We start from the raw sequence: 20226 nt of genomic DNA on the forward strand, positions 1-20226 counted from the left end.
CTGGACAACGCCCGCGACACCGACCAGGTGAACCACCTGCTGCCCGGCTCACCCACCTGCCTGGTCATCGTGACCAGCCGCAACCGGCTGTCGGGCCTGGTCGCCGCCGGGGCCGTCTCGATGACGGTCGACCTGCTTTCCGCGCCCGAGGCGCGGCAGCTGCTGGCCAACCGCATCGGCGAGGACCGGGTCGCCGCCGAACCGCAGGCCGTCGACGAGATCATCGCCGCGTGTGCCCGGCTGCCGCTGGCGCTGGCCATCGTGGCGGCCCGGGCCGCCGCGCACCGCCAGTTCACCCTGGCCCTGCTCGCCGGGGAACTCCGCCAGGCACGCAGCGGCCTGGACGCGTTCATGGGCGAGAACCCGGCCACCGACGCCCGCGCGGTGCTCTCCTGGTCGTACCACATCCTCAGCGAGGACGCGGCCCGGCTGTTCCGGCTGCTCGGGCTGCATCCCGGGCCCGACGTCACCGCGGCGGCCGCGGCCAGCCTGGCCGCCCTCCCGGTGAGCACGGCACGCCGGATGCTGATCGAGCTGTCCGGCGCCAACCTGCTCGCAGAGCACGCCCTGGGCCGGTTCGCCTTCCATGACCTGCTGCGCGCCTACGCCGCCGAGCAGGTCATGGAGGTCGAGTCGCAGGACGAGCGGCAGGCCGCGCTGCGCCGGGTCCTCGACCACTATCTCCACACGACGCACGCGGCCGACCGGCGGCTCTACCCGTACCGGCACCGGATCTCGATCGAGCCCATCGACGGCGGGGCCACCATCACCGAGCTGCCCGACGCCGATGCGGCACTGGCCTGGTTCACCAGCGAGCACGCGGTGCTGCTCGCGGCGATCGACAAGGCCCTCGCGGCCGGCTTCAACGCACACGCCAGCAAGCTCGCGCAGACGTTCACGGCCTTCCTCAACTACCAGGCACACTGGAACGACTGGGCGTCGAGCCAGCGGATCGCGCTGGAGGCCTTCCAACGGCTCGGCGACCGGCCGGGCCAGGCGCTGGCCCATCGCCTGCTGACCGTCGCCTACCGGCAACAGGGCCGCCTCGATCAGGCGGCCCGCCACGCACGGCAGGCCCTGGCGCTCTTCGAGGAACTCGGCGACCAGCCGGGGCAGACGCTCATCCATCTCGACCTCGGCCGGCTCGCGGAACGGCAGGGCGAATTCCAGCAGGCGCTGGAGCACGCCCAGGAGGCTCTCGCCGTGGCCCGGCTGTCCGGCGACCGGATCTCCGAGGCCGACGCGCTGAACTGGGTCGGCTGCTACCACAGCCGGCTGGGCTTCCACGAGGAGGCGATCGCCTACTGCCATCAGTCCCTGGAGCTGCACCGCAACTTCGCCGACCTGACCAGTCAGGTGGACACCTGGGACAGCCTCGGCTACGCACACCACCAGCTCGGGCAGCACCAGGAGGCGATCGCCTGCTACCGGCGCGCCCTCACGCTGTGGCGCGACGCCGGTGACCGGTACGAGGTGGCCACCACCCTGCAACGCCTCGGCGACGTGCACGCCGCCGCGGACGACGCCGAGGCGGCACGTTCCGCCTGGCGTCAGGCTCGTACGATCCTCCACGAACTCGGCCGCTCCGCCGAGGGCCCCTCGCGGCCGGAAGATCACCACAATCTCGACCAAACGGCTGGTGTCCTCCCGCCGGGCATTGCGTACGTTGATGCTGGTCGATGTGATGACGCCAACTCACCTATCGATGCGCGCGATTCATCGGTGACGTCGCGGCTCGGTATCGACCATTCAGCCATGCCTAATTCAAGGAGAACTGACGATGTCCGGTAATGACACCGGGTCCGGGGCACTCGCCAAGGGAGCGAGAGTCCTGTTGGGCGGCCTCGCGGGCGGCGCCATCCTGAGTACCGCGATCGCGGCGCACCCGGCGGCGGCCGCCGAGGCCGCCCCGGCGGGCGTTTCCGCCGCGGTGACCGAGCCCGCCGCCGCGGTGCCGTACTTCGCCGAGCAGTTCAGCGAGGCGTTCACCCCGGGCGCCATCAGCACGCAGGCCGTCGCTGTCGCGGGCGTCATCATCCGACCGCCGGATTCCTCACCCGGCCGACATGAGTCGCCGCAGGACTGACGGATGCCCGGCTCCGCTCTGCCGATCGTCCAGGTGCCCGCGGCCGCCGGCCGCGGGCACCTGGGGTCCGCCTCCCGCGAACAGCGGGCCGCGTGGCCGACAGTCATCGTGTCGATGCCCTTCATGGCGGCCGATCGGCCGTCGATCCAGCTCGGGTTGCTCAGCTCGATCCTCAAGGCACACCACTTTCCCGTACGCACCCTGCACGCGAATCTCGACTTCGCGCACCTGATCGGGGCCGACCGGTACAACCGGCTGTGCGAGCAGCGCGGCCCGATGGTCGCGGAATGGCTGTTCTCCCTCGCGGCCTTCGGCGACGCCGCGCCCGACCGGGACTCCCGCCTCCTCGACGACCTCGCGGACCAGCTCGGCTACCTGGCGGAACAGTCGCCGGGGTGGCGCGAGGAGCTGCTGAAGATCCGGCACCACGACGTGCCGAACTATCTGGACGCCCTGCTGTCGTCGTTCGACTGGTCATCGGTCCGGGTGGTCGGCTTCACCTCGACCCACCAGCAGAACACGGCGTCGTTCGCCCTGGCCCGACGGCTGAAGGAGAGCTTCCCGGACATCGTCACCCTGTTCGGCGGCGCCAACTTCGACGGCGAGATGGGCCCCGAGCTGGTGCGCTCGGTGGACTGCATCGACCTCGCCGTGACCGGCGAGGCGGACAGCGCCCTGCCCGAGCTGATGTGCGCGCTGGCCGCCGGAACCGACCCGGTCGTCGTTCCCGGGGTGATCGGCCGGGTGGACGGAACGGTCGTCGCCACGCCGCCGCGCGCGCCGCTGGACCGCCTGGACGACCTGCCGACACCCGACTACTCCGAGTACTTCCAGCGCGCCGAGGACCTGGGCCTGCTGGAGCGCGTCGGGCACCGGGAGGTGCGGATTCCGTTCGAGTCGGCCCGCGGCTGCTGGTGGGGCGCGAAACACCACTGCACGTTCTGCGGCCTCAACGGGCTGACCATGGAGTTCCGCTCGAAGTCTCCCCGGCGCGTGCTCGACGAGCTGGCCGAGCAGGCGCGCCGCTACCGCAGTTTCCGCTTCGAGGCCGTGGACAACATCCTGGACATGCGCTACGTGACCGAGCTGTTCCCCCAGCTCGTCGCGAGCGAGGCGGACTACCAGATCTTCTACGAGGTCAAGTCCAACCTGACCCGGGCGCAGCTCAGGCTCCTCGCCCAGGGCGGCGTCACCAGCATCCAGCCCGGCCTCGAGTCGATGAGCTCTCACGTGCTGCGGCTGATGCGCAAGGGCGTGCGGGCGGCCCAGAACGTCAACCTGCTGCGCTGGGCGGCCTACTACAAGATCGACGTGGGCTGGAACGTCCTCTGGGGATTCCCCGGCGAGACCCTGGAGGACTACGCGCAGCAGGCGGCCGCGTTCGGCCACCTGGTGCATCTGCGGCCCCCGGCCAGCGCCGGGCGGGTCTGGCTGGAGCGCTTCAGCCCGCTGTACACCGACTCTGAGGCGTTCGGTGTGCGCGAGCGCACCCCGGAGGCCAGCTACGGCTACATCTATCCGGACTCCGTCGACCTGCCCCGGATCGCCTACTTCTTCGATTACACGCTGTCCGACGCGCTGCCGGACAGCGCGTATGACGACCTCCAGCAGGCGGTGCACAGGTGGCAGGAGGCATGGAAGGGCGACCACCGTCCGGTGCTGAAGTACTGGGCCTCACCCGGCTTCGTCCAGATCTACGACGGCCGGCACCAAGGCTCGGAGGGAACGTACACCTTCGAGGGTGACCTCGCGGAGATCTATCTAGCCTGCAGCGAGCGGCCGGTCAGCGCGGCGGCCGTGCGCGAGAAGCTCGGCCGGCGCCTGCCCGTTGAGGCCGTACTGGAGGCGTTCGCGGAGTTCCACCGCAGGGGTCTGTTGTTCCTCGACGAGTCGATCGCCATCGCGTTGGCCATACCCGCCGGGACCATGCGCTAGCGTGCTGGGCAGGACCGGCCCGGGCCGACGGCTGCGGAACACGAGGTGCCCAGTGGATGACCAGATCACCCTCCGGGTGTTCAAAGAGGAGGATCTCCCCTTTCTCGATCGCATCTGCATCGATCAGGACGCGATCGGGCCCTTCGAGTGGGCGGGGTTCCAGGACGTGCGCGCGCGGCGCCGCCGCTGGGAGGCCGACGGATACGTCGGCGCGGACTCCAGCGCGCTCGCGGTCGCCCTGCCGGACGGCACCGTGATCGGAATCGCCAGCTGGGAGGCGAAGGACCGGGGCGGGCCGGCCGGCGGTTGCTACGAGATCGGCATGGCCCTGCTCCCCGAACATCGCGGCCGCGGCTTCGGGACGGCGGGGCAGCGGCTGCTGGTACGGCACCTGTTCGCCTACACCTTCGCCCGCCGGCTGGAGGCGCAGACCGACGCGGAGAACATCGCCGAGCAGAAGGTTCTCGAGCGCATCGGGTTCCGCCGCGAGGGCCTGCTCCGCGACGTCCGCTTCCGGCACGGCGTCTGGCGCGACATGGTGATCTACGGGCTGCTCCGCGACGAGCTTCCCGCGTCGCCGGGCACCGGTTCCGACCGCGCGCCGAACCCCGTCGACGGGCTTTCCGGCACCGGATAGCGGTTCAGAAGTGAGCGAGAAGCACCGCACGGCACTGTCATGGTGGCAGCGACGCGGGTTGTGTCGCATCAGCCGCGGACCCATGACGAGGGGCACCCCACCATGCCGTGCGAAGCACCGAACTGTTCACACACCGTCTCACCGGGCAGCAGGCTGTGCGTCGGGTGCCGCCGGGCGGTGCACCAGGAACTGCGTCGCCTTCCGGAGTTGTACCTCGACTGCGAGGGCCGGCTGGTCGGCAGCCGGCGGGGCCTGGTGGAGCGGGTCACCTCGACCAGAAGCGTGGGCATCGCGCTGAACGACGACGCCGTGCGGATCCGCACGGACATCCTGGACGTGCTCTCCTCGTGGTGCACGCTGGTCATCGAGGACCTCCGGGTGCCCGGGCCGGAGAACCGCACCGTGACGGGCCTGGCCAGGACCCTCGACCGGCACCTGACCTGGCTGGCCGGCCACCCGGCCGCCGGTGACTTCGCCGCCGAGGTGCTGGAGCTGGCCGCCACCGCCCGCCGGGTCATCGACCATGGATCGGCGCAGCCGCGGCTGCTCGGCACCTGCGAGCGGCCCGGCTGCACGAGCACCGTCTACCTGCGGCCCGACAACTCGCCCGGCAACCGGGTGAGCTGCGCCGCGGGGCACGTCTGGCAGCCGCACGAATGGCTGTCGCTGAGCCGCCGCATGCACCACGCCGCGGCACCGGTCGCGCCGGGCGGGACCGGGCGCGACCGGCGGTGGGTCGGGAGCGCGCCGTGAGCGGCGCGCTCCCGCGCCGCCGGCTGGTGCCGACCGAGGTCGCCGCGTTGGCCGCCGGGGTCCCGGCGGCGACGGTCCGGAAGTGGGCGAGCCGCGGCAGGATCCGCCGGTACGGCCGCCCGGGCCGGGCGGAGTACGACCTGGACGAGGTCTTCACCATCGCTTCCGCGAAGCCACCGCCGGCGCACACAACGCATTCGTCAAACTGAGGCGATAAAGGCCCGCACCTCCTCGAGGTGCGGGCCTTTATCATGCCGCCAACCACCTTCCAAATTCATCCGAATGGCTGATCGCCGCAGCCGAATAGACGACCGACCGCAGCTCGGGAAGGTGTGACGTGGCGCAGGCCCGAAAGAAACCCGACAGATTTCCACAACGCCGTTGACGACAACCACCCGAACGTGTCACGCTTTCGGGGCGGCACCACTGTGCCCATTGCACGGGACCGGCACATCATCGTTGCCGCGATACCCGACCGCACCGCGAAACCCCGGCCAGGCACGATTCCAGGCCACCACGGTGCAGATTCAAATCCGCCGCACAATCGCGGACCACTCGCGTTCACTCCCGCCCGCGCGCTTGCCGGAAGACGGGTGTCGAATCCATGAGCATCAACAGCTTCCGTGACCCTTTGGCTGGTCACGACGGCGCAATCGGAGGTGCCAGCTTCCCGTGTCACACCAAGTCGGCCCACAGGAAATCGCGGTTGTCGGTATCGGCTGCCGCTTCCCCGAGGCAACGAACGTAGCCGAGTTCTGGCAGCTACTCCGATCGGGCACCGAAACGGTAACCGTATTCTCCGACGAAGAGCTGGCGGCGGCCGGCGTGCCGGAAAGCGTCGTACGCGATCCGCACTATGTGCCGGCCGCCGGCGTCATCGCCGACTCCGACGAATTCGATGCGCGTCTCTTCGGCGTCAACCCCAAAGAGGCGACGCTGATGGACCCGCAGCACCGGGTCATGCTCGAGTGCGCATGGGAGGCACTGGAGGACGGCGGATACGATCCCAGAAACGTCCCCGGCCGGGTGGGCGTATTCGCCGGTTCATACAAGAACGATTATCTGCGGCTGCTGGGGCCGGCGTCCGGACCCTCCGAGCATTTCCTGGCCGGGGTGTCCAACGACGCCGACTATTTGGCGACCCGCATCTCGTTCAAGCTGAACCTCACCGGGCCGTCCGTCTCGGTGCAGACCGCCTGCTCCACCGCGCTGGTCGCGGTGCACCTCGCGACCGAGTCGCTGCGGGCCGGGTCCTGCGACCTGGCGCTCGCCGGCGGCGTCACCATCCGCTCCGGCCAGTACCCCGGGTACCAGTTCCACGAGGGCGGCATCTACTCGCCCGACGGGCACTGCCGGGCCTTCGACGCCGGCGCGCAGGGCACCGTGATCGGGGAGGGTGCCGGCCTGATCGTCCTCAAGCGACTCTCCGACGCCCTCGCGGACGGCGATCCGATCCGCGCCGTCATCAAGGGCTCGGCGGTCGGCAACGACGGCGCCGAGCGGGTCGGCTTCTCGGCGCCGGGCGTGGCCGGGCAGGCCCGCATCATCCGAACGGCGCTGGAGAACGCCCGGGTCGCGCCGGACAGCATCGGGTACGTGGAGACGCACGGCAGCGGCACGCCGCTCGGCGACCGGATCGAGGTCGACGCCCTCACCCGGGCCTTCCAGGCGACCGGCTGGAGCGGCGGCACCTGCGCGATCGGCTCCGTCAAGTCCAACATCGGGCACACCCACGCCGCGGCCGGCATCGCCGGGCTGATCAAGGCGATCCTCACCCTCCAGCACCGGCAGATCCCGCCCAGCCTGCACTTCACCACGCCCAACCCGCGTATCGACTTCGCCTCCTCGCCGTTCCGGGTGAACACCGAGCTCACCGGCTGGGAGGACGGCGCCGGGCCACGGCGGGCCGGGGTCAACTCGTTCGGCCTGGGCGGCACGGGCGTACACATGGTCATCGAGGAGGCGCCCCGGCCGGCAGCGGACGGACCGGCGGGCGCCGTACACATCCTGCCGCTGTCGGCCAACGACGCGGCGGCGCTCGACCCGGCCTGCGACCGGCTGGCCGACCACCTCGCCGGACACCCCGGGCTCGCCCTCGCGGACGTCGCCCGGACCCTGCAGTCCGGGCGGCACGCCTTCGCGCACCGCCGGGTGCTGGTCACCCGGGACCGCGACGACGCCGTCGAGGCGTTGCGCACCCGCTCCGCGCACCGGGTCCTGACCCGGACCGCGACCGGCACCGCGCCGCGGGTCGCGTTCCTGCTCCCGGGGCTGGGCGAACAGCACGAGAACATGAGCCGGGAGCTGTACGACACCGAACCGGTGTACCGGCGCGAACTGGACCGGTGCCTGACGATCCTGCGGGACGACGCCGGTGTGGACGTGCGACCGGTGCTGTTCCCGGCGGACGGGACCGCGCGCGCCTCGACGGGCAGGCCGGACCTGCGCGCGATGCTCGGCCGCGGCCCGCAGCAGCGGGAACGGTCCTCGCTGGACCAGACCCGGCACGCCCAGCCCGCGATGTTCGCCGTCGAGTACGCGCTCGCCCAGCTGTGGCTCTCCCGCGGCGTCCGCCCCGACGCCCTGATCGGTTACAGCCTCGGCGAGTACGTCGCCGCCACCCTCGCGGGGGTGTTCACGCTCCGCGACGCGCTGGTCCTGGCGGCCGCGCGGGCGAGCCTCATCGACGCCCTGCCGGGCGGCGCGATGCTGGGCGTGCAGCTGCCCGAGCCGGCGGTGCTCGACCTGCTCGGCGCCGACCTGTCGCTGGCCGCCGTGAACGGTCCGGACATGTGTGTGGTCGCCGGGCCGGAGCCCGCGATGGCCGCGTTCGAGGAGCGCCTCGCCGGCGCCGGCGCCATGTCCCGTCGACTGCGGACCACGCACGCGTTCCACTCCAGCATGATGGACCCGCTGGTCGCCGAGTTCACCGAGCTCGTCGGAATCGTCGAACGGCGACCACCGGCCATCCCCTACCTGTCCAACGTCACCGGCGACTGGATCACCGACGCCGAGGCGACCGACCCCGCGTACTACGGGCGGCACCTGCGCGCGGCCGTCCGGTTCGCCGACGGCGTGCGCAGGCTCTGGGACCAGGGCGGCCGGCTCCTTCTCGAGGTCGGGGTAGGGCGCTCGCTGGGCGCGATGGCGCAGGTCAGCCGCCCCCGCGACGCGCACCCGCTGGTGCTCGGCTCCCTTCCCGGCCAGCACGAGGGCGGCTCCGACTCCGAGACCGTCGCGGACACCACGGGCAAGCTGTGGCTGTGCGGCGTCGACGTCGACTGGGACGGCATCGCGCCGCGGGGCCGCAGGGTGGCGCTGCCGACCTACCCGTTCAGGCGCCGCCGGTACTGGCCCGGCCCCGAGCGTTCCGCGCCGGCCGCACCGGCGGGCACCGCAACCGCGCCGGAGGCCGGCGAGCGGCGCGAGCTCGCCGACTGGTTCGCCACCCCGCGGTGGCAGACCCGGGCGCCGGAGCCCCGGGAGACGACGCCCGGCGGACCCGCGCGGTGGCTCGTCTTCGCCGACGAGTGCGGCGTCGCGGACTCGCTCGTGGCCCGGCTTACCGGACGCGGCGACGCCGTGACGGTGGTCCGGCGCGGTGAGACGTTCGCCGCGGAGGCCGACGGCTCCTACCGCATCGACCCGGGCAGCGACGCGGACTACGTCGAGCTGCTGCGCCGCGGCAGGGCGGGCGGCGGGCTGCCCACCCGGATCGCGCACCTGTGGCTGGTCACCGCGGGCACCGCCGACCCGGCCGACCCGGCGACGGTCGCCGGCCAGACCCGCGACGGCTTCGACAGCCTGCTGGCGCTGGCGCGGGCGGTCGGCCGGGAGTCCTTCCCGGCGCCGGTGGAGGTCCACATCGTCTCCAGCGAGCTGCACCACCTGGCGGACGGCGACCGGGTCCAGCCGGCCAAGGCGCTGGCCCTCGGCCCGTGCCGGGTCTGGCCGCTGGAGAACCCGTCGGTCACCTGCCGCAGCGTCGACCTGGCCCGGCCCGCGCCGGGCGGCGACCGGGCGGCGCTGACCGAGCGGCTGCTGCGCGAGCTGGACACGGCGGTCACCGATCGAACCGGCGTCGAGGTCACCGCGATCCGCGGCCGGCTGCACCTGCGGCAGGACTTCCTGCCGGTCCGGTTGACGGAGCAGGCGGGCCCGCGGCGGTTCCGGACCGGCGGCACCTACCTGATCACCGGCGGGCTCGGCGGCATCGGGCTTTCGCTGGCCGGGTACCTGGCCGAGACGGTACAGGCGAACCTGGTGCTGGTCGCCCGCACCGGTCTCCCCGACCGCGCCGAATGGCCACGATGGACACGGGAGCACCCCTCGAGCGACGCGACCGCCGAACGGATCCGCGCCGTGCAACGGCTGGAGGCCGCCGGCGCCACCGTCCTGGTCGCCGCCGCGGACGTCACCGACGCCGACCGGATCGGCGCGGTGGTGCGGGAAGCCGTCGAGCGGTTCGGTGCCGTACACGGGGTCGTGCACGCCGCCGGGGTACCCGGTGGCGGCCTGATCCAGCTCAAGGACGGCACCTCCGCGGCCTCGGTGCTGGCGCCCAAGGTCGGCGGGGCGCTGGCGCTGCGAAGCGCCTGCGCGACACTCCCGCTGGACTTCCTCGCCTACTGCTCCTCCGGCATCGCGGTCACCGGCGCGGTCGGCCAGGTCGACTACTGCGCCGCCAACTCGTTCCTGGACGCGCTGGCGCAGGCCGACGAGGCGGCGGGCCGGCCGGCGATCGTCTCGATCAACTGGGATGCCTGGCAGGGCGTCGGCATGGCGGCCCGGACCATCGGCGGCGGGACCGAACCCGGCGGGCAGCACGCACCGCGCGAGGTGCGGCACCCGTTCCTCGAGCGGCGGCTGCCCGGCATCGACGAGCGGCACTCGGTGTACGTCAGCCACTTCGACGCCGCCGACTCCTGGCTCGTCGACGAACACCGCATGCTCGGCCGCGCGGTGGTGCCCGGCGTCGGGCACCTGGAGCTGGTCCGCGCGGCGTTCACCGACGACGCCGGGCGCGACGGCGCCGCCGTCGAGCTGACCGAGGTCACTTTCTACACCCCGATCGTGGTGCCGGAGCGGGGCCGCAAGGAGGTCCGCGTCGTGCTGGAGCACGACGGCGACGGCGCCGGCTTCGCGGTCGTCAGCGGCCACCCGCACGACGGGGACGGCGCGCCGGAACGGTGGCAGCTGCACTCGTCCGGCCGGGTCGCCCTGCTGGAGGACGAGAGGCCGCGCCGGCTGGCGATCGGCCCGCTGATCGAGGCCGCCGGGCTGCGCGACATCGGCCGGCCGGAGACCGACGGCCCGATGGGCTTCGGTGCCCGGTCGCAGTGCCTGCGGCAGATGTACGTCGGCGACGGCGAATTCCTGGCCCGGCTCGGGCTGCCACCGCAGTTCTCCGCCGAGGTGGACGAGCTTCCGCTGCACCCGGCGCTGATGGACATCGCGACGGCGTTCGTCGGGGTGCACCACGCCAAGGAGTTCCGGATCCCGATCTCGTACGGGCGGATCCGGATGTTCGCCCCGCTCGCCGCGGAGGTCTACAGCCACCAGCGGTACCGCGACGACGATCAGGCCGGCAAGGAGACCGTCACCTCCGACGTCACCATCACCGATCTGGCGGGCAACGAGCTCGTCCGGGCCGAGCGGTTCGTGCTCAAGCGCGTGCACGACCTGGACGACCGGCTCACCGCGGCGCAGTCGTTGAGCGCCGGCAAGACCACGCTCTACGATCACCCGCCGGTACACGACGGCGGGCCGGCGGAGCAGGACGCACCGGCCGCCGGGTTCCTGGCCGCGGCGCTCGACCACGGCATGTCCGCGGCGGAGGGCGTCGACGCGCTGGGCCGGATCCTCGCCTCGGGCCTGGCGCCCCAGGTGCTGGTCAGCACGCGGCCGCTGCCGTACGTGCTGGACCAGGTCGCCCAGGCCCGGACGACCGGCGGCGAGCCGGCCGGCGCCGCGCCGAGCGGGCCGGCACACCCCCGGCCCGACCTGCTCACCCCGTACGAGGCGCCGCGCGACGGCGTCGAGCAGCGGCTCGCCGAGCTGTGGCAGGAGCTGCTCGGTGTGGAGAAGGTCGGCGTACACGATCACTTCTTCGAGCTCGGCGGGCATTCGCTGCTCGGCCTGCAGCTGCTGCCGCGGCTGCGGGAGGCCTTCGCGGTGGATCTTCCGGTCGGCGCGATCTTCGACGCGCCGACGGTCGCCGACCTCGCGAGCGCCATCAGCGCCACCCGCCGGTGACCACGCGGGACACACCGCCGATACCCCTTTGGGAAGGAACCATGTCGAACAGCGAAGTACGAACCGTCGGCGTCATCGGCACGGGCGTGATGGGCAGCGAGGTCGCGCTCGTGCTTGCCCAGTCCGGAATGGACGTCGTCGCGGTGGACACCACCGCCGAGGCGCTCGACCGGGCCCGCCACGCCATCGAGCAAGGCCTGCGCTTCCAGCGGATGCAGCTCATGCGATCCGGGAAGGCCGCGACGGTCGTCCTGGACCGCGCCGCGATCCTCGACCGGATCACCTTCACCACCGACCTCGCGGATGTCGCCGGCGTCGACTTCGTCATCGAGAACGTCACCGAGGACTGGAGCATCAAGCGCCCGGTGTTCGAGGCGCTCGACTCCCTGTGCAAGCCGGACGTGATCTTCGCGGTCAACACCTCGGTCATTCCCATCACCCGGGTCGGCGGCGTCACCGGGCGCCCGGACCGGGTCATCGGCGCGCACTTCATGAATCCGGTGTCACTCAAGCCGATGGTCGAGGTGATCAAGGGCTACCACACCTCGGACGAGACGGTGCAGGCCATGCTCGGCCTGCTCGCCGCGATCGGCAAGGAAGGGGTCGTGGTCGCCGACTCCCCCGGCTTCGTGAGCAACCGCGTGCTGATGCTGACCATCAACGAGGCCGCATTCCTGGTGCAGGAGCGGGTGGCCGACGCGACCGAGGTGGACCGGATCTTCAAGGGCTGCTTCGGGCACACCATGGGTCCGCTGGAGACGGCCGACCTCATCGGGCTCGACACCATTCTGCTGTCGATCGAGGGCCTGCACGACAGCTTCGGCGACAGCAAGTACCGGCCCTGCCCGCTCCTGACGCAGCTGGTCGATGCCGGCCTGCACGGCCGCAAGAGCGGCCGGGGCTTCTACGACTACCGGTAGCAAATCCGCAACACCAACGACCAGTGGGAAAGGAATCAGACCCGATGTCAACGGTCGCGTCGACGGTCCGGGATTTCCTGGGCACCTACATCAAGAACCACGAATTCGCCGACGAGGAGGACATCTTCGCCTCCGGTTACGCCAACTCGCTCTTCGTCATGCAGTTGATCGTCATGGTGGAGCGGGAATTCTCCATCACGCTCGAGGACGAGGACCTCGAGTTCGAGAACTTCCGGTCGATCAACGCGATCGTCGCTCTGGTGGCCGACAAGCAGGCCGTATCGGTCGGGGCATAGATGGACCAGCACCCGCCGGGCGTCCTGTCGCTGACCGAGGTACAGGCCAAGACCCTGCAGGAGTATCGCCGGTTCACCGAGGCCGAGATAGCACCCTTCGCCAACGAGTGGGACCGGGCCGGGAGGCTGCCACGCACGCTGATCACCGAGATGGGCCGGGCCGGCTACCTCGGCGCGATGGTCGGCACCGCGTACGGCGGCGGCGCGTACAGCCTGGCCGACTTCGGCCTGCTCAACGAGGCGATCGGCGTCGGCTGCTCCTCGGCACGCAGCGTGCTCACCGTGCACAGCATGGTCACCCGGGCGATCACCCGCTGGGGCAGCACCGCGCAGCGCGAACGCTGGCTGCCCGACCTCGCCGCCGGCCGGCGCGTCGGCGCGTTCGCGCTGAGCGAGCCGCAGGCCGGCAGCGACGCGGCCGGGCTGGACACCACCGCGCGACGCGACGGCACGCACTACGTCCTCGACGGCACCAAGACCTGGATCACCTACGGTCAGGCCGCGGACGCGTACCTGGTGTTCGCCGGGCAGCGCGGCCAGGCCAGCGCCTTCCTGGTCGACCGGGACACACCGGGCCTGACCGTGCGCCCCATCGACGACATGCTCGGCACCCGGGCGTCGATGATCGCCGAACTGAGCTTCGACGGTTGCCGGGTACCGGGCGAGGCGCTGCTCGGCCGGCCCGGATTCGGGCTCATCGCGGTGGCCGGCGACGCGCTCGACATCGGGCGGTACAGCGTCGCGTGGGGCTGCGTCGGCCTGGCGCAGGCGTGCCTGGAGTCCAGCCTGGACTACGCCGGGCGGCGCCACCAGTTCGGCGTCGCGATCGGCGAACACCAGCTGGTCCAGCGAATGCTCACCGACATGGCGACCACCGTCTCGGCGGCCCGGCTGCTCTGCCTGCAGGCCGGCGAGCTACGCCAGGCCGGGGACCCGAACGCGGTCGCCGCGGTGTGGATGGCCAAGTACTTCGCCTCGACCGGAGCGTTCCGGGCCGCGGCGGACACCGTGCAGATACACGGCGCGAACGGCTGCCGCCCCGACTCGTCGCCGCAGCGGCTGCTCCGCGACGCGAAGGTCATGGAGCTCATCGAGGGCAGCACCCAGATACAGCAGTCGATGATCGCCCGGCTCCTCTCCGGCGCCGCGTGATCCACGTGCGAAAGGGCGAAAATGAGTAGCAACGCGGGCGGCACGGGGCCGCCCAGGCCGCGGACCGTGAAGTGCCTCGTCTGGGATCTCGACAACACGCTCTGGCGGGGCACCCTGCTGGAGAACGACGACGTCGAGCCGTTCCCCGAGGCCGTCGCCGCACTCAAGGCACTCGACGAACGCGGCATCCTCCACTCGATCGCCAGCCGCAACGACCACGACGCCGCGATGGCCAAGCTCACCGAGTTCGGCCTGGCCGAGTACTTCCTCGCGCCGCGGATCGGCTGGGAGCCGAAGTCGGCGTCGGTGAAGGGGATCGCCGCCGATCTCAACATCGGCATCGACTCGCTGGCCTTCCTCGACGACCAGCCGTTCGAGCGGGAGGAGGTGGCCTTCGCGCTGCCCGAGGTCGCCTGCTTCGACGCACGCCAGGTCGCCGACCTGGCCGGCATGGACGCGTTCATCCCGAGGTTCGTCACCGACGACTCCCGCGCCCGGCGCCAGATGTACCGCGCCGACCAGGAGCGCAAGGTCGCCGAGGCCGACTTCACCGGGGTGCAGGAGGCGTTCCTGGAGAGCCTGCGGATGCGCTTCTCGATCCTGCCGGCGGCCGAGGACGACCTGCAACGCGCCGAGGAACTCACGCTGCGCACCAATCAGCTCAACACCACCGGCTACACCTACTCGTACGCCGAACTGGACGCGTTCCGCACCTCCGACGACCACCTGCTGCTCGCGTCGACCCTGGAGGACCGGTACGGCCCGTACGGCACGATCGGCCTGACCCTCGTCGAGAAGGGCGAGCGGGAATGGGTCATCAAGCTGCTGCTGATGTCCTGCCGGGTCATGGCCCGGGGCGTCGGAACCATCGTGATCAATCACCTGAAGCGGTCGGCGGCCGCCGCCGGCGTGCGCTTGCTCGCCGAGTTCGTGCCCACCGACCGCAACCGAATGATGTTCGTCTCGTACAAGTTCAACCGATTCTCCGAGCTGAGCCGCCGCGACGGCGTCGTCCTGCTCGAGGCGGACCTCTCCGCCATTCCAGCCGATCCCGCCTACGTGGCGGTGACCGTCTCCGCGGGGCCTGACCCGGCCACCGCCATCTCAGGCACCCCCGACTCAGACAGCCCAGAGGAGAAAGACCGATGACCCAGGCACCCGACCTCACCCGCACGACCACCAGCGCCCTGCTGCTCGAGGCGACCCGAGGGGTCGTCGCCGGCGGGGGCAGCAGCAACATGCGCAACCTCGGCATCCAGACGCCGCTGGTGGTGGACCGCTCGGCGGGCTGCCGGATCGTCGACGTCGAGGAGAACGAGCTCATCGACGTCAACATGGGCTACGGCCCCCACCTGTTCGGCTACGCCGACCCGGACGTGCTCGGTGCGGTGGCGAAACGCCTGATGCTGGGCGCCATGACCGGCATTCCGCACCGGCTGGACCACGAGGCCGGCGAGCTGATCGCCGCGACGGTACCGACGATCGAGCAGGTGCGGTTCGCCAACTCCGGCACCGAGGCGATCACCTCCGCGCTGCGGCTGGCCCGGTTCGTCACCGGCCGCGCCCTGGTCGTCACGTTCGAGGGCCACTACCACGGGTGGAGCGAGACCGTGCTCCGCAAGGCGGCGATCACCAACGACGGCGCCGCCTCGCGGGCCGCCGTACCCGGTGCACCCGGCATGATCCCCGGTGCGCTCGCACACACCGTTCAGCTGCCCTGGAACGACCTCGAGGCGCTCGACGAGCTGTTCGCGACGCGCGGCGGCGAGATCGCCGCGGTGATCGTCGAGCCGATCTGCGGCAACGCGGGCCTGGTTCCGCCGCTGCCCGGCTTCCTGCAGCGGGTCGCCGACCTGACCGCACGCAGCGGCGGGCTGCTGGTGTTCGACGAGGTGATCACCGGGTACCGGGTGGCCCTCGGCGGCGCGCAGGAGCTGCTCGGCGTCCGCCCGGACCTGACCATCGTGTCCAAGGTGCTCGGTGGCGGTTTCCCGGTCGCGGCGTTCGGCGGCAGCCGGGAGATCATGGCGCCGCTCGCCCGCAACGAGGCGTTCCACGCCGGCGTCTACGCCGGCAACCACGCCGCCGTCAGCGCCATCGTGGCCATGCTGAGCAAGCTGATCGCCGACCCCTCCGTCTACGACACCCTCGACGCCGCGAGCGGGTACCTCGACCGGCGGCTGGCGGAGACCTTCGCGGCGGCGGGCCGCCCGGTGCGCATCGCGCGTACCGGCTCGGTGATGTCGGTGGCGCTGCTCACCCGGGAGCCGGGTGAGGCGCTGACCTACGACGCGGGCATCCCGTTCATCGACTTCGCCGCGCACCGCCGGCTGCAGCTGCTGTGCCAGGAGAGCGGCGTGTACTTCCACCCCAACCCCCTGGAGCCGTGGTTCATCAGCACCGCGCACTCGCCGGACGTGCTGGACACGGTGGTCGGCACCATCGCCGACTCGCTGGCCCGGCTGTAACCGTCCCGCGGGCCGACACACCCAGGAGGTGGGCATGAGCATCGCGCTTCTCCAGGACGTCCTGCAGGAGCTGGGCGTCGAGACCGAGGGGATCACGGCGGACACCCGGCTGCGCGCGGATCTGGCGCTGGACTCGATCGAGACGGCCGAGCTGGAGTTGGCACTGGGACGCCGGTTCGGCGTGCGGGTCGACCTCTGGGACGCCACGGACTATTCGCTGGTCGGCCTGGCGGAACTGATCGACCGCACGCGGGCGGCCGTACCAGAGGCGGACCCGGTCGCCGACCGGCGGCGACCCGGCATCGAGATTCCCCGGGTGCCGGCGGACCGGGCACAGGAGTACCGGGACGTCGGATGGTGGCGTCCCGTCCCGCTGGGCACCACGATCTACCAGCAGGACCCCGGCAGGTGTGCGCTCGTCGCCGGGGACCGCCGGGTGACCTACGGCGAGCTGGCCGCCACAGTGGACCGGGTGGCGCGGCGGCTGGTTGCGCTGGGCATCGAGGCCGGCGACCCGGTCGTGGTCCAGCTGCCCAACACCGTCGAGTACGTCGCCCTGGTGCTGGCCCTGCTGCGCATCGGCGCCCCGCCGGTGCTGACCCCGCCGAACCTGGGCGCGTACGAGCTGGAGCGGATCCTGGACCGGGCCGAGCCGACGGCGATCGCCGTGCCCGGCCGGACCCGGCACTCCGACCAGCTCGGCGCGGTCCGGCGGCTCCGCCCGAAGCACCCGTCGCTCGCACACGTGCTGGTGGCCGGGGTGGCGGGCGGGGACCCGGCGGAGACGATCGACCTGATCGGCCTCTGCGACCCGGCGCGGCCCGGCGACACCGACGGCGCGCCCGCCGCCGTCACGCCGCCGGAACCCGGCGATGCGGCGCTGTTCCTGCTGTCCAGCGGGACCACCGGGCCGCCCAAGCTGATGGGCCGCACCCACGAGGACTACGGCTACGTCGTGGCGAGCACCGCGGCGGTGGCCGGGGTGTCCGCGGACACCGTCTACCTCGCGGTCATGCCCGCCACGCACACCTTCGTCCTCGCCTACCCGGGGATCATCGGCACGTTGTCCGCGGGCGGCACGGTGGTGCTCGGCGGTGCCGAGAATCCGCAGGGCACCCTGGCGCTGATCGAGCGGGAGCGGGTGACACACACCGCGGCGGTGCCGGCGCTGGTCACCCAGTGGGTGAACTGCCTGCCCACCGCGGGGTACGACGTCTCGTCGCTGGCGGTCCTGCAGGTCGGCGGCGCCCGGCTCGACGCGGCGCTGGCCGCACGGGCGAAGGACGCCTTCGGCTGCGTGATCCAGCAGGTGTACGGGATGAGCGAGGGGCTGGCGAACTTCACCCGCCTGCACGATCCCGACGAGACGACGTTCACCTCACAGGGGCGTCCGGCGTGCCCGGGCGACGAGATCCTGATCGTCGACGAGGACGGGCGGCCGGTGCCCGACGGGCAGGTGGGGCAGCTGCTGACCCGGGGGCCCAGCACGGTCGCCGGGTACTTCCGCGACGAGCCGGCCACCGGCCGGGCGTTCACCGCCGACGGCTTCTACCGCACCGGCGACCTCGTCCGGCTGCGGCGGGACGGCAACCTCGAGGTCACCGGCCGGATCAAGAACCTGATCAACCGCGGCGGCGAGAAGATCAGCGCGGAGGAGCTGGAGCAGCTGAGCCTGGAGCTGCCCACGGTGACGGCCGCCGCGGCCGTCGCGATGCCGCATCCGGTCTACGGCGAGATCGCCTGCCTGTTCGTGGTGGCCGACGGAACGCCGCCCGACCTCGGCCAGGTGCGCCGGCTGCTGCTGGACCGCGGGCTGGCCCGGCACAAGCTGCCGGAGCGCCTGGAGCACCTGCCCGCGATGCCGCTGATCGGGGTCGGCAAGCCGGACCGGACCGCACTGCGCGAGCGGGCCGCCCGCCTGGCCGCGGCGAGCGTCCCCGCGTCGTAGCACAGCACGACACCCACAACTACGGAGGGAAAACCATGTCGTTGTCCGAGAAAGCCATCCTGACCAGGGCGCAGCGCAACGCGTTCGCGGCGGACGAGCGGGTGGGCGGTGGAAACCTGCTCAAGTCGGCGATCGCGGCGAACCCGCACCCGGAGGTCGCGTTCATCCGGTCGGGGCGCCCGCTGACCAACACCGACGGCGAGCTGCAGACCGACTTCAGCCTGCTCCAGCTCGACCAGCTCGCCCAGAGCTGGTCGGTGTGGTACCTGGAGAAGGGCGTACGGCCGCGGGACCGCGTCGCGGTCTACATGAAGGACTTCTTCGCCTACTCGGTGCACTACTACGCGCTGGCGCAGATCGGCGCCATCGCCGTACTGATCAACAGCAAGGCACCGCGGGAGATCGCCGCCAGCCTGCTGCGCCGGACCAGCCCGGTCGGCATCTACACCGACCGCGCACACCTGGCGGTCGTCGCCGAGGACGTCAAGGACCTGCCCGACCTGCGCTGGGTCCAGCTGCTGGAGGAGCTGCCGGCGCCGCCCGCGAACGAGCTGCCGGAGTCGGCCCGCTACCGCCACGCCCCCGAGGACCCGGTCTCCATCCTGCACTCGTCCGGCACCACCGGCCTGCCGAAGCCGGTCACGCAGACCCACCGCTCCAGCACGGCGGGCCCGCGGTTCCGGCTCACCCGGCCCGACCCCACCCTGGGCGCCGGCGGCGTGATGCTGGCGGCGCTGCCCCAGTCGCACCTGGGCGCCATCCACTACCTCACCTACGCGATCTTCGGCGGCACGCCGATCGTCCCGCTGTTCGACCCGAGCGGCGAGGAGATGGTCGCCGCGATCAAGGAGCACCAGCCGACGTCGGTGATGGCCTTCGGGCACGCCTGCGCCGACCTGGCCGCGCTCGACCTGGAGCCCGGCGTGCTCGACACGGTGAACGTCTGGGTCACCACGGCGGACGCGGTGCACGAGGCGCACATGCGCAAGCTGCTCGCACACCGCAGCCCGGAGCTGCCGCCGTCGTCGTTCCTGGACCGGCTCGGCACCACCGAGCTGGGCTGGGGCGTCCTGCTGCAGACCCGGACGCTGGCGTCCAAGCGCAACGACCGCTGCGTCGGCAAGCCGGTCGGCGTGTCCGAGGTCGCCGTGCTGCGCAAGGACGGCACCGAGGCGGACGTGAACGAGGTCGGCCTGCTCGGCGCCCGCGGCCCGGCGATCACCGCCGGCTACTGGAACGACATGGACACCACGTACCGCAGCCGGCTCGGCGGGTACTGGACGCCGGGCGACATGGTCTACCGGGACGAGGAGAACAACTTCTACCACGTGGACCGGGCGGTCGACGCGATCGAGACCGCGAACGGCGTCGGCTACTCGATCCTCATGGAGGAGCGGCTGCTCAGCGAGGTGCCCGGCATCCAGGACTGCGCGGTCGTCGCGGGCCGGCTCGGCACCGAGACCGTCGCCGTCGGCGTCGTCACCTCGGAGGAGGCCGGCGCCGACCCGTACGCGCTGCTCAAGCAGGCCAACGAGGCGCTGCGCGAGGCCGGGCACCCGGAGCTGTCGCTGCTGGAGATCGTCGAGTCGATCCCCTGCGGCGTCACCGGCAAGGTCCTCAAGCGCGCGCTGCGGGAGCGGTACAGCAACCTCTCCGAGTACGTCGGCGAGCGGCAGAGCACGGGCCTCGCCGTCGCGAGCGTCATCACCTCCGCCGCCGGTTGATCCGCCCGCGGTGCCGGCCGGGTCCGCCCCCGTGCCCGGCCGGCACCTACGG

At 71.9% G+C, this 20226-nt stretch carries 14 protein-coding genes; all 14 read left to right on the plus strand.

Annotation, left to right across the window (positions count from 1 at the left end):
• The coding region (locus AB0B58_RS31965; RefSeq protein WP_360231149.1) for a tetratricopeptide repeat protein at positions 1-1791 on the plus strand (1791 nt) is incomplete at its 5' end.
• Positions 1781-2086 carry a hypothetical protein gene (locus AB0B58_RS31970; RefSeq protein ID WP_360231152.1) on the plus strand — a complete coding sequence of 102 codons (306 nt, stop codon included), beginning with the start codon at positions 1781-1783 and terminating at the stop codon, positions 2084-2086. The genes AB0B58_RS31965 and AB0B58_RS31970, both read left to right, overlap by 11 nt.
• Positions 2087-2089: 3 nt before the next feature.
• Positions 2090-4021, plus strand: coding sequence for a RiPP maturation radical SAM C-methyltransferase (locus tag AB0B58_RS31975; RefSeq protein WP_360231155.1), 1932 nt, complete (start codon positions 2090-2092; stop codon positions 4019-4021).
• Positions 4022-4073: 52 nt separating this feature from the next.
• Entirely contained in the window at positions 4074-4658 is a 585-nt protein-coding gene (locus tag AB0B58_RS31980) for a GNAT family protein (protein WP_360231158.1), read from the plus strand.
• A 177-nt stretch (positions 4659-4835) separates the two neighbouring features.
• Positions 4836-5411 (plus strand): hypothetical protein, encoded by a 576-nt coding sequence (locus AB0B58_RS31985; protein ID WP_360231161.1) that lies wholly within the window; start codon positions 4836-4838, stop codon positions 5409-5411.
• Complete coding sequence (locus tag AB0B58_RS31990; RefSeq protein WP_360231164.1) at positions 5408-5620, plus strand: hypothetical protein; 213 nt, start codon at positions 5408-5410, stop codon at positions 5618-5620. The genes AB0B58_RS31985 and AB0B58_RS31990 overlap by 4 nt, the downstream gene beginning before the upstream one ends.
• Before the next feature lie 463 nt (positions 5621-6083).
• Positions 6084-11666 carry an SDR family NAD(P)-dependent oxidoreductase gene (locus tag AB0B58_RS31995; RefSeq protein ID WP_360231167.1) on the plus strand — a complete coding sequence of 1861 codons (5583 nt, stop codon included), beginning with the start codon at positions 6084-6086 and terminating at the stop codon, positions 11664-11666.
• Positions 11667-11707: 41 nt separating this feature from the next.
• Entirely contained in the window at positions 11708-12586 is an 879-nt protein-coding gene (locus AB0B58_RS32000) for a 3-hydroxyacyl-CoA dehydrogenase NAD-binding domain-containing protein (protein ID WP_360231170.1), read from the plus strand.
• Between the two features lie 44 nt (positions 12587-12630).
• Complete coding sequence (locus tag AB0B58_RS32005) at positions 12631-12882, plus strand: acyl carrier protein (RefSeq protein ID WP_360231173.1); 252 nt, start codon at positions 12631-12633, stop codon at positions 12880-12882.
• Complete coding sequence (locus AB0B58_RS32010) at positions 12883-14034, plus strand: acyl-CoA dehydrogenase family protein (protein WP_360231176.1); 1152 nt, start codon at positions 12883-12885, stop codon at positions 14032-14034.
• Positions 14035-14055: 21 nt separating this feature from the next.
• Positions 14056-15183 (plus strand): HAD-IIIC family phosphatase, encoded by a 1128-nt coding sequence (locus AB0B58_RS32015; RefSeq protein ID WP_360231179.1) that lies wholly within the window; start codon positions 14056-14058, stop codon positions 15181-15183.
• The gene (locus AB0B58_RS32020) at positions 15180-16502 is read left to right on the plus strand and encodes an aspartate aminotransferase family protein (RefSeq protein WP_360231182.1); all 1323 of its coding nucleotides are present in this window, start codon (positions 15180-15182) and stop codon (positions 16500-16502) included. The genes AB0B58_RS32015 and AB0B58_RS32020 overlap by 4 nt, the downstream gene beginning before the upstream one ends.
• A gap of 34 nt (positions 16503-16536) precedes the next feature.
• A complete protein-coding gene (locus AB0B58_RS32025) occupies positions 16537-18450 on the plus strand; it encodes an AMP-binding protein (RefSeq protein ID WP_360231185.1) in 1914 nt (637 codons plus the stop codon).
• 35 nt (positions 18451-18485) lie between these two features.
• Entirely contained in the window at positions 18486-20174 is a 1689-nt protein-coding gene (locus AB0B58_RS32030) for a class I adenylate-forming enzyme family protein (protein WP_360231188.1), read from the plus strand.
• Positions 20175-20226 lie beyond the last annotated feature (52 nt).

It is taken from the genome of Actinoplanes sp. NPDC049118 (assembly GCF_040648555.1).
In the GTDB taxonomy this organism is placed as follows: Bacteria; Actinomycetota; Actinomycetes; order Mycobacteriales; family Micromonosporaceae; genus Actinoplanes.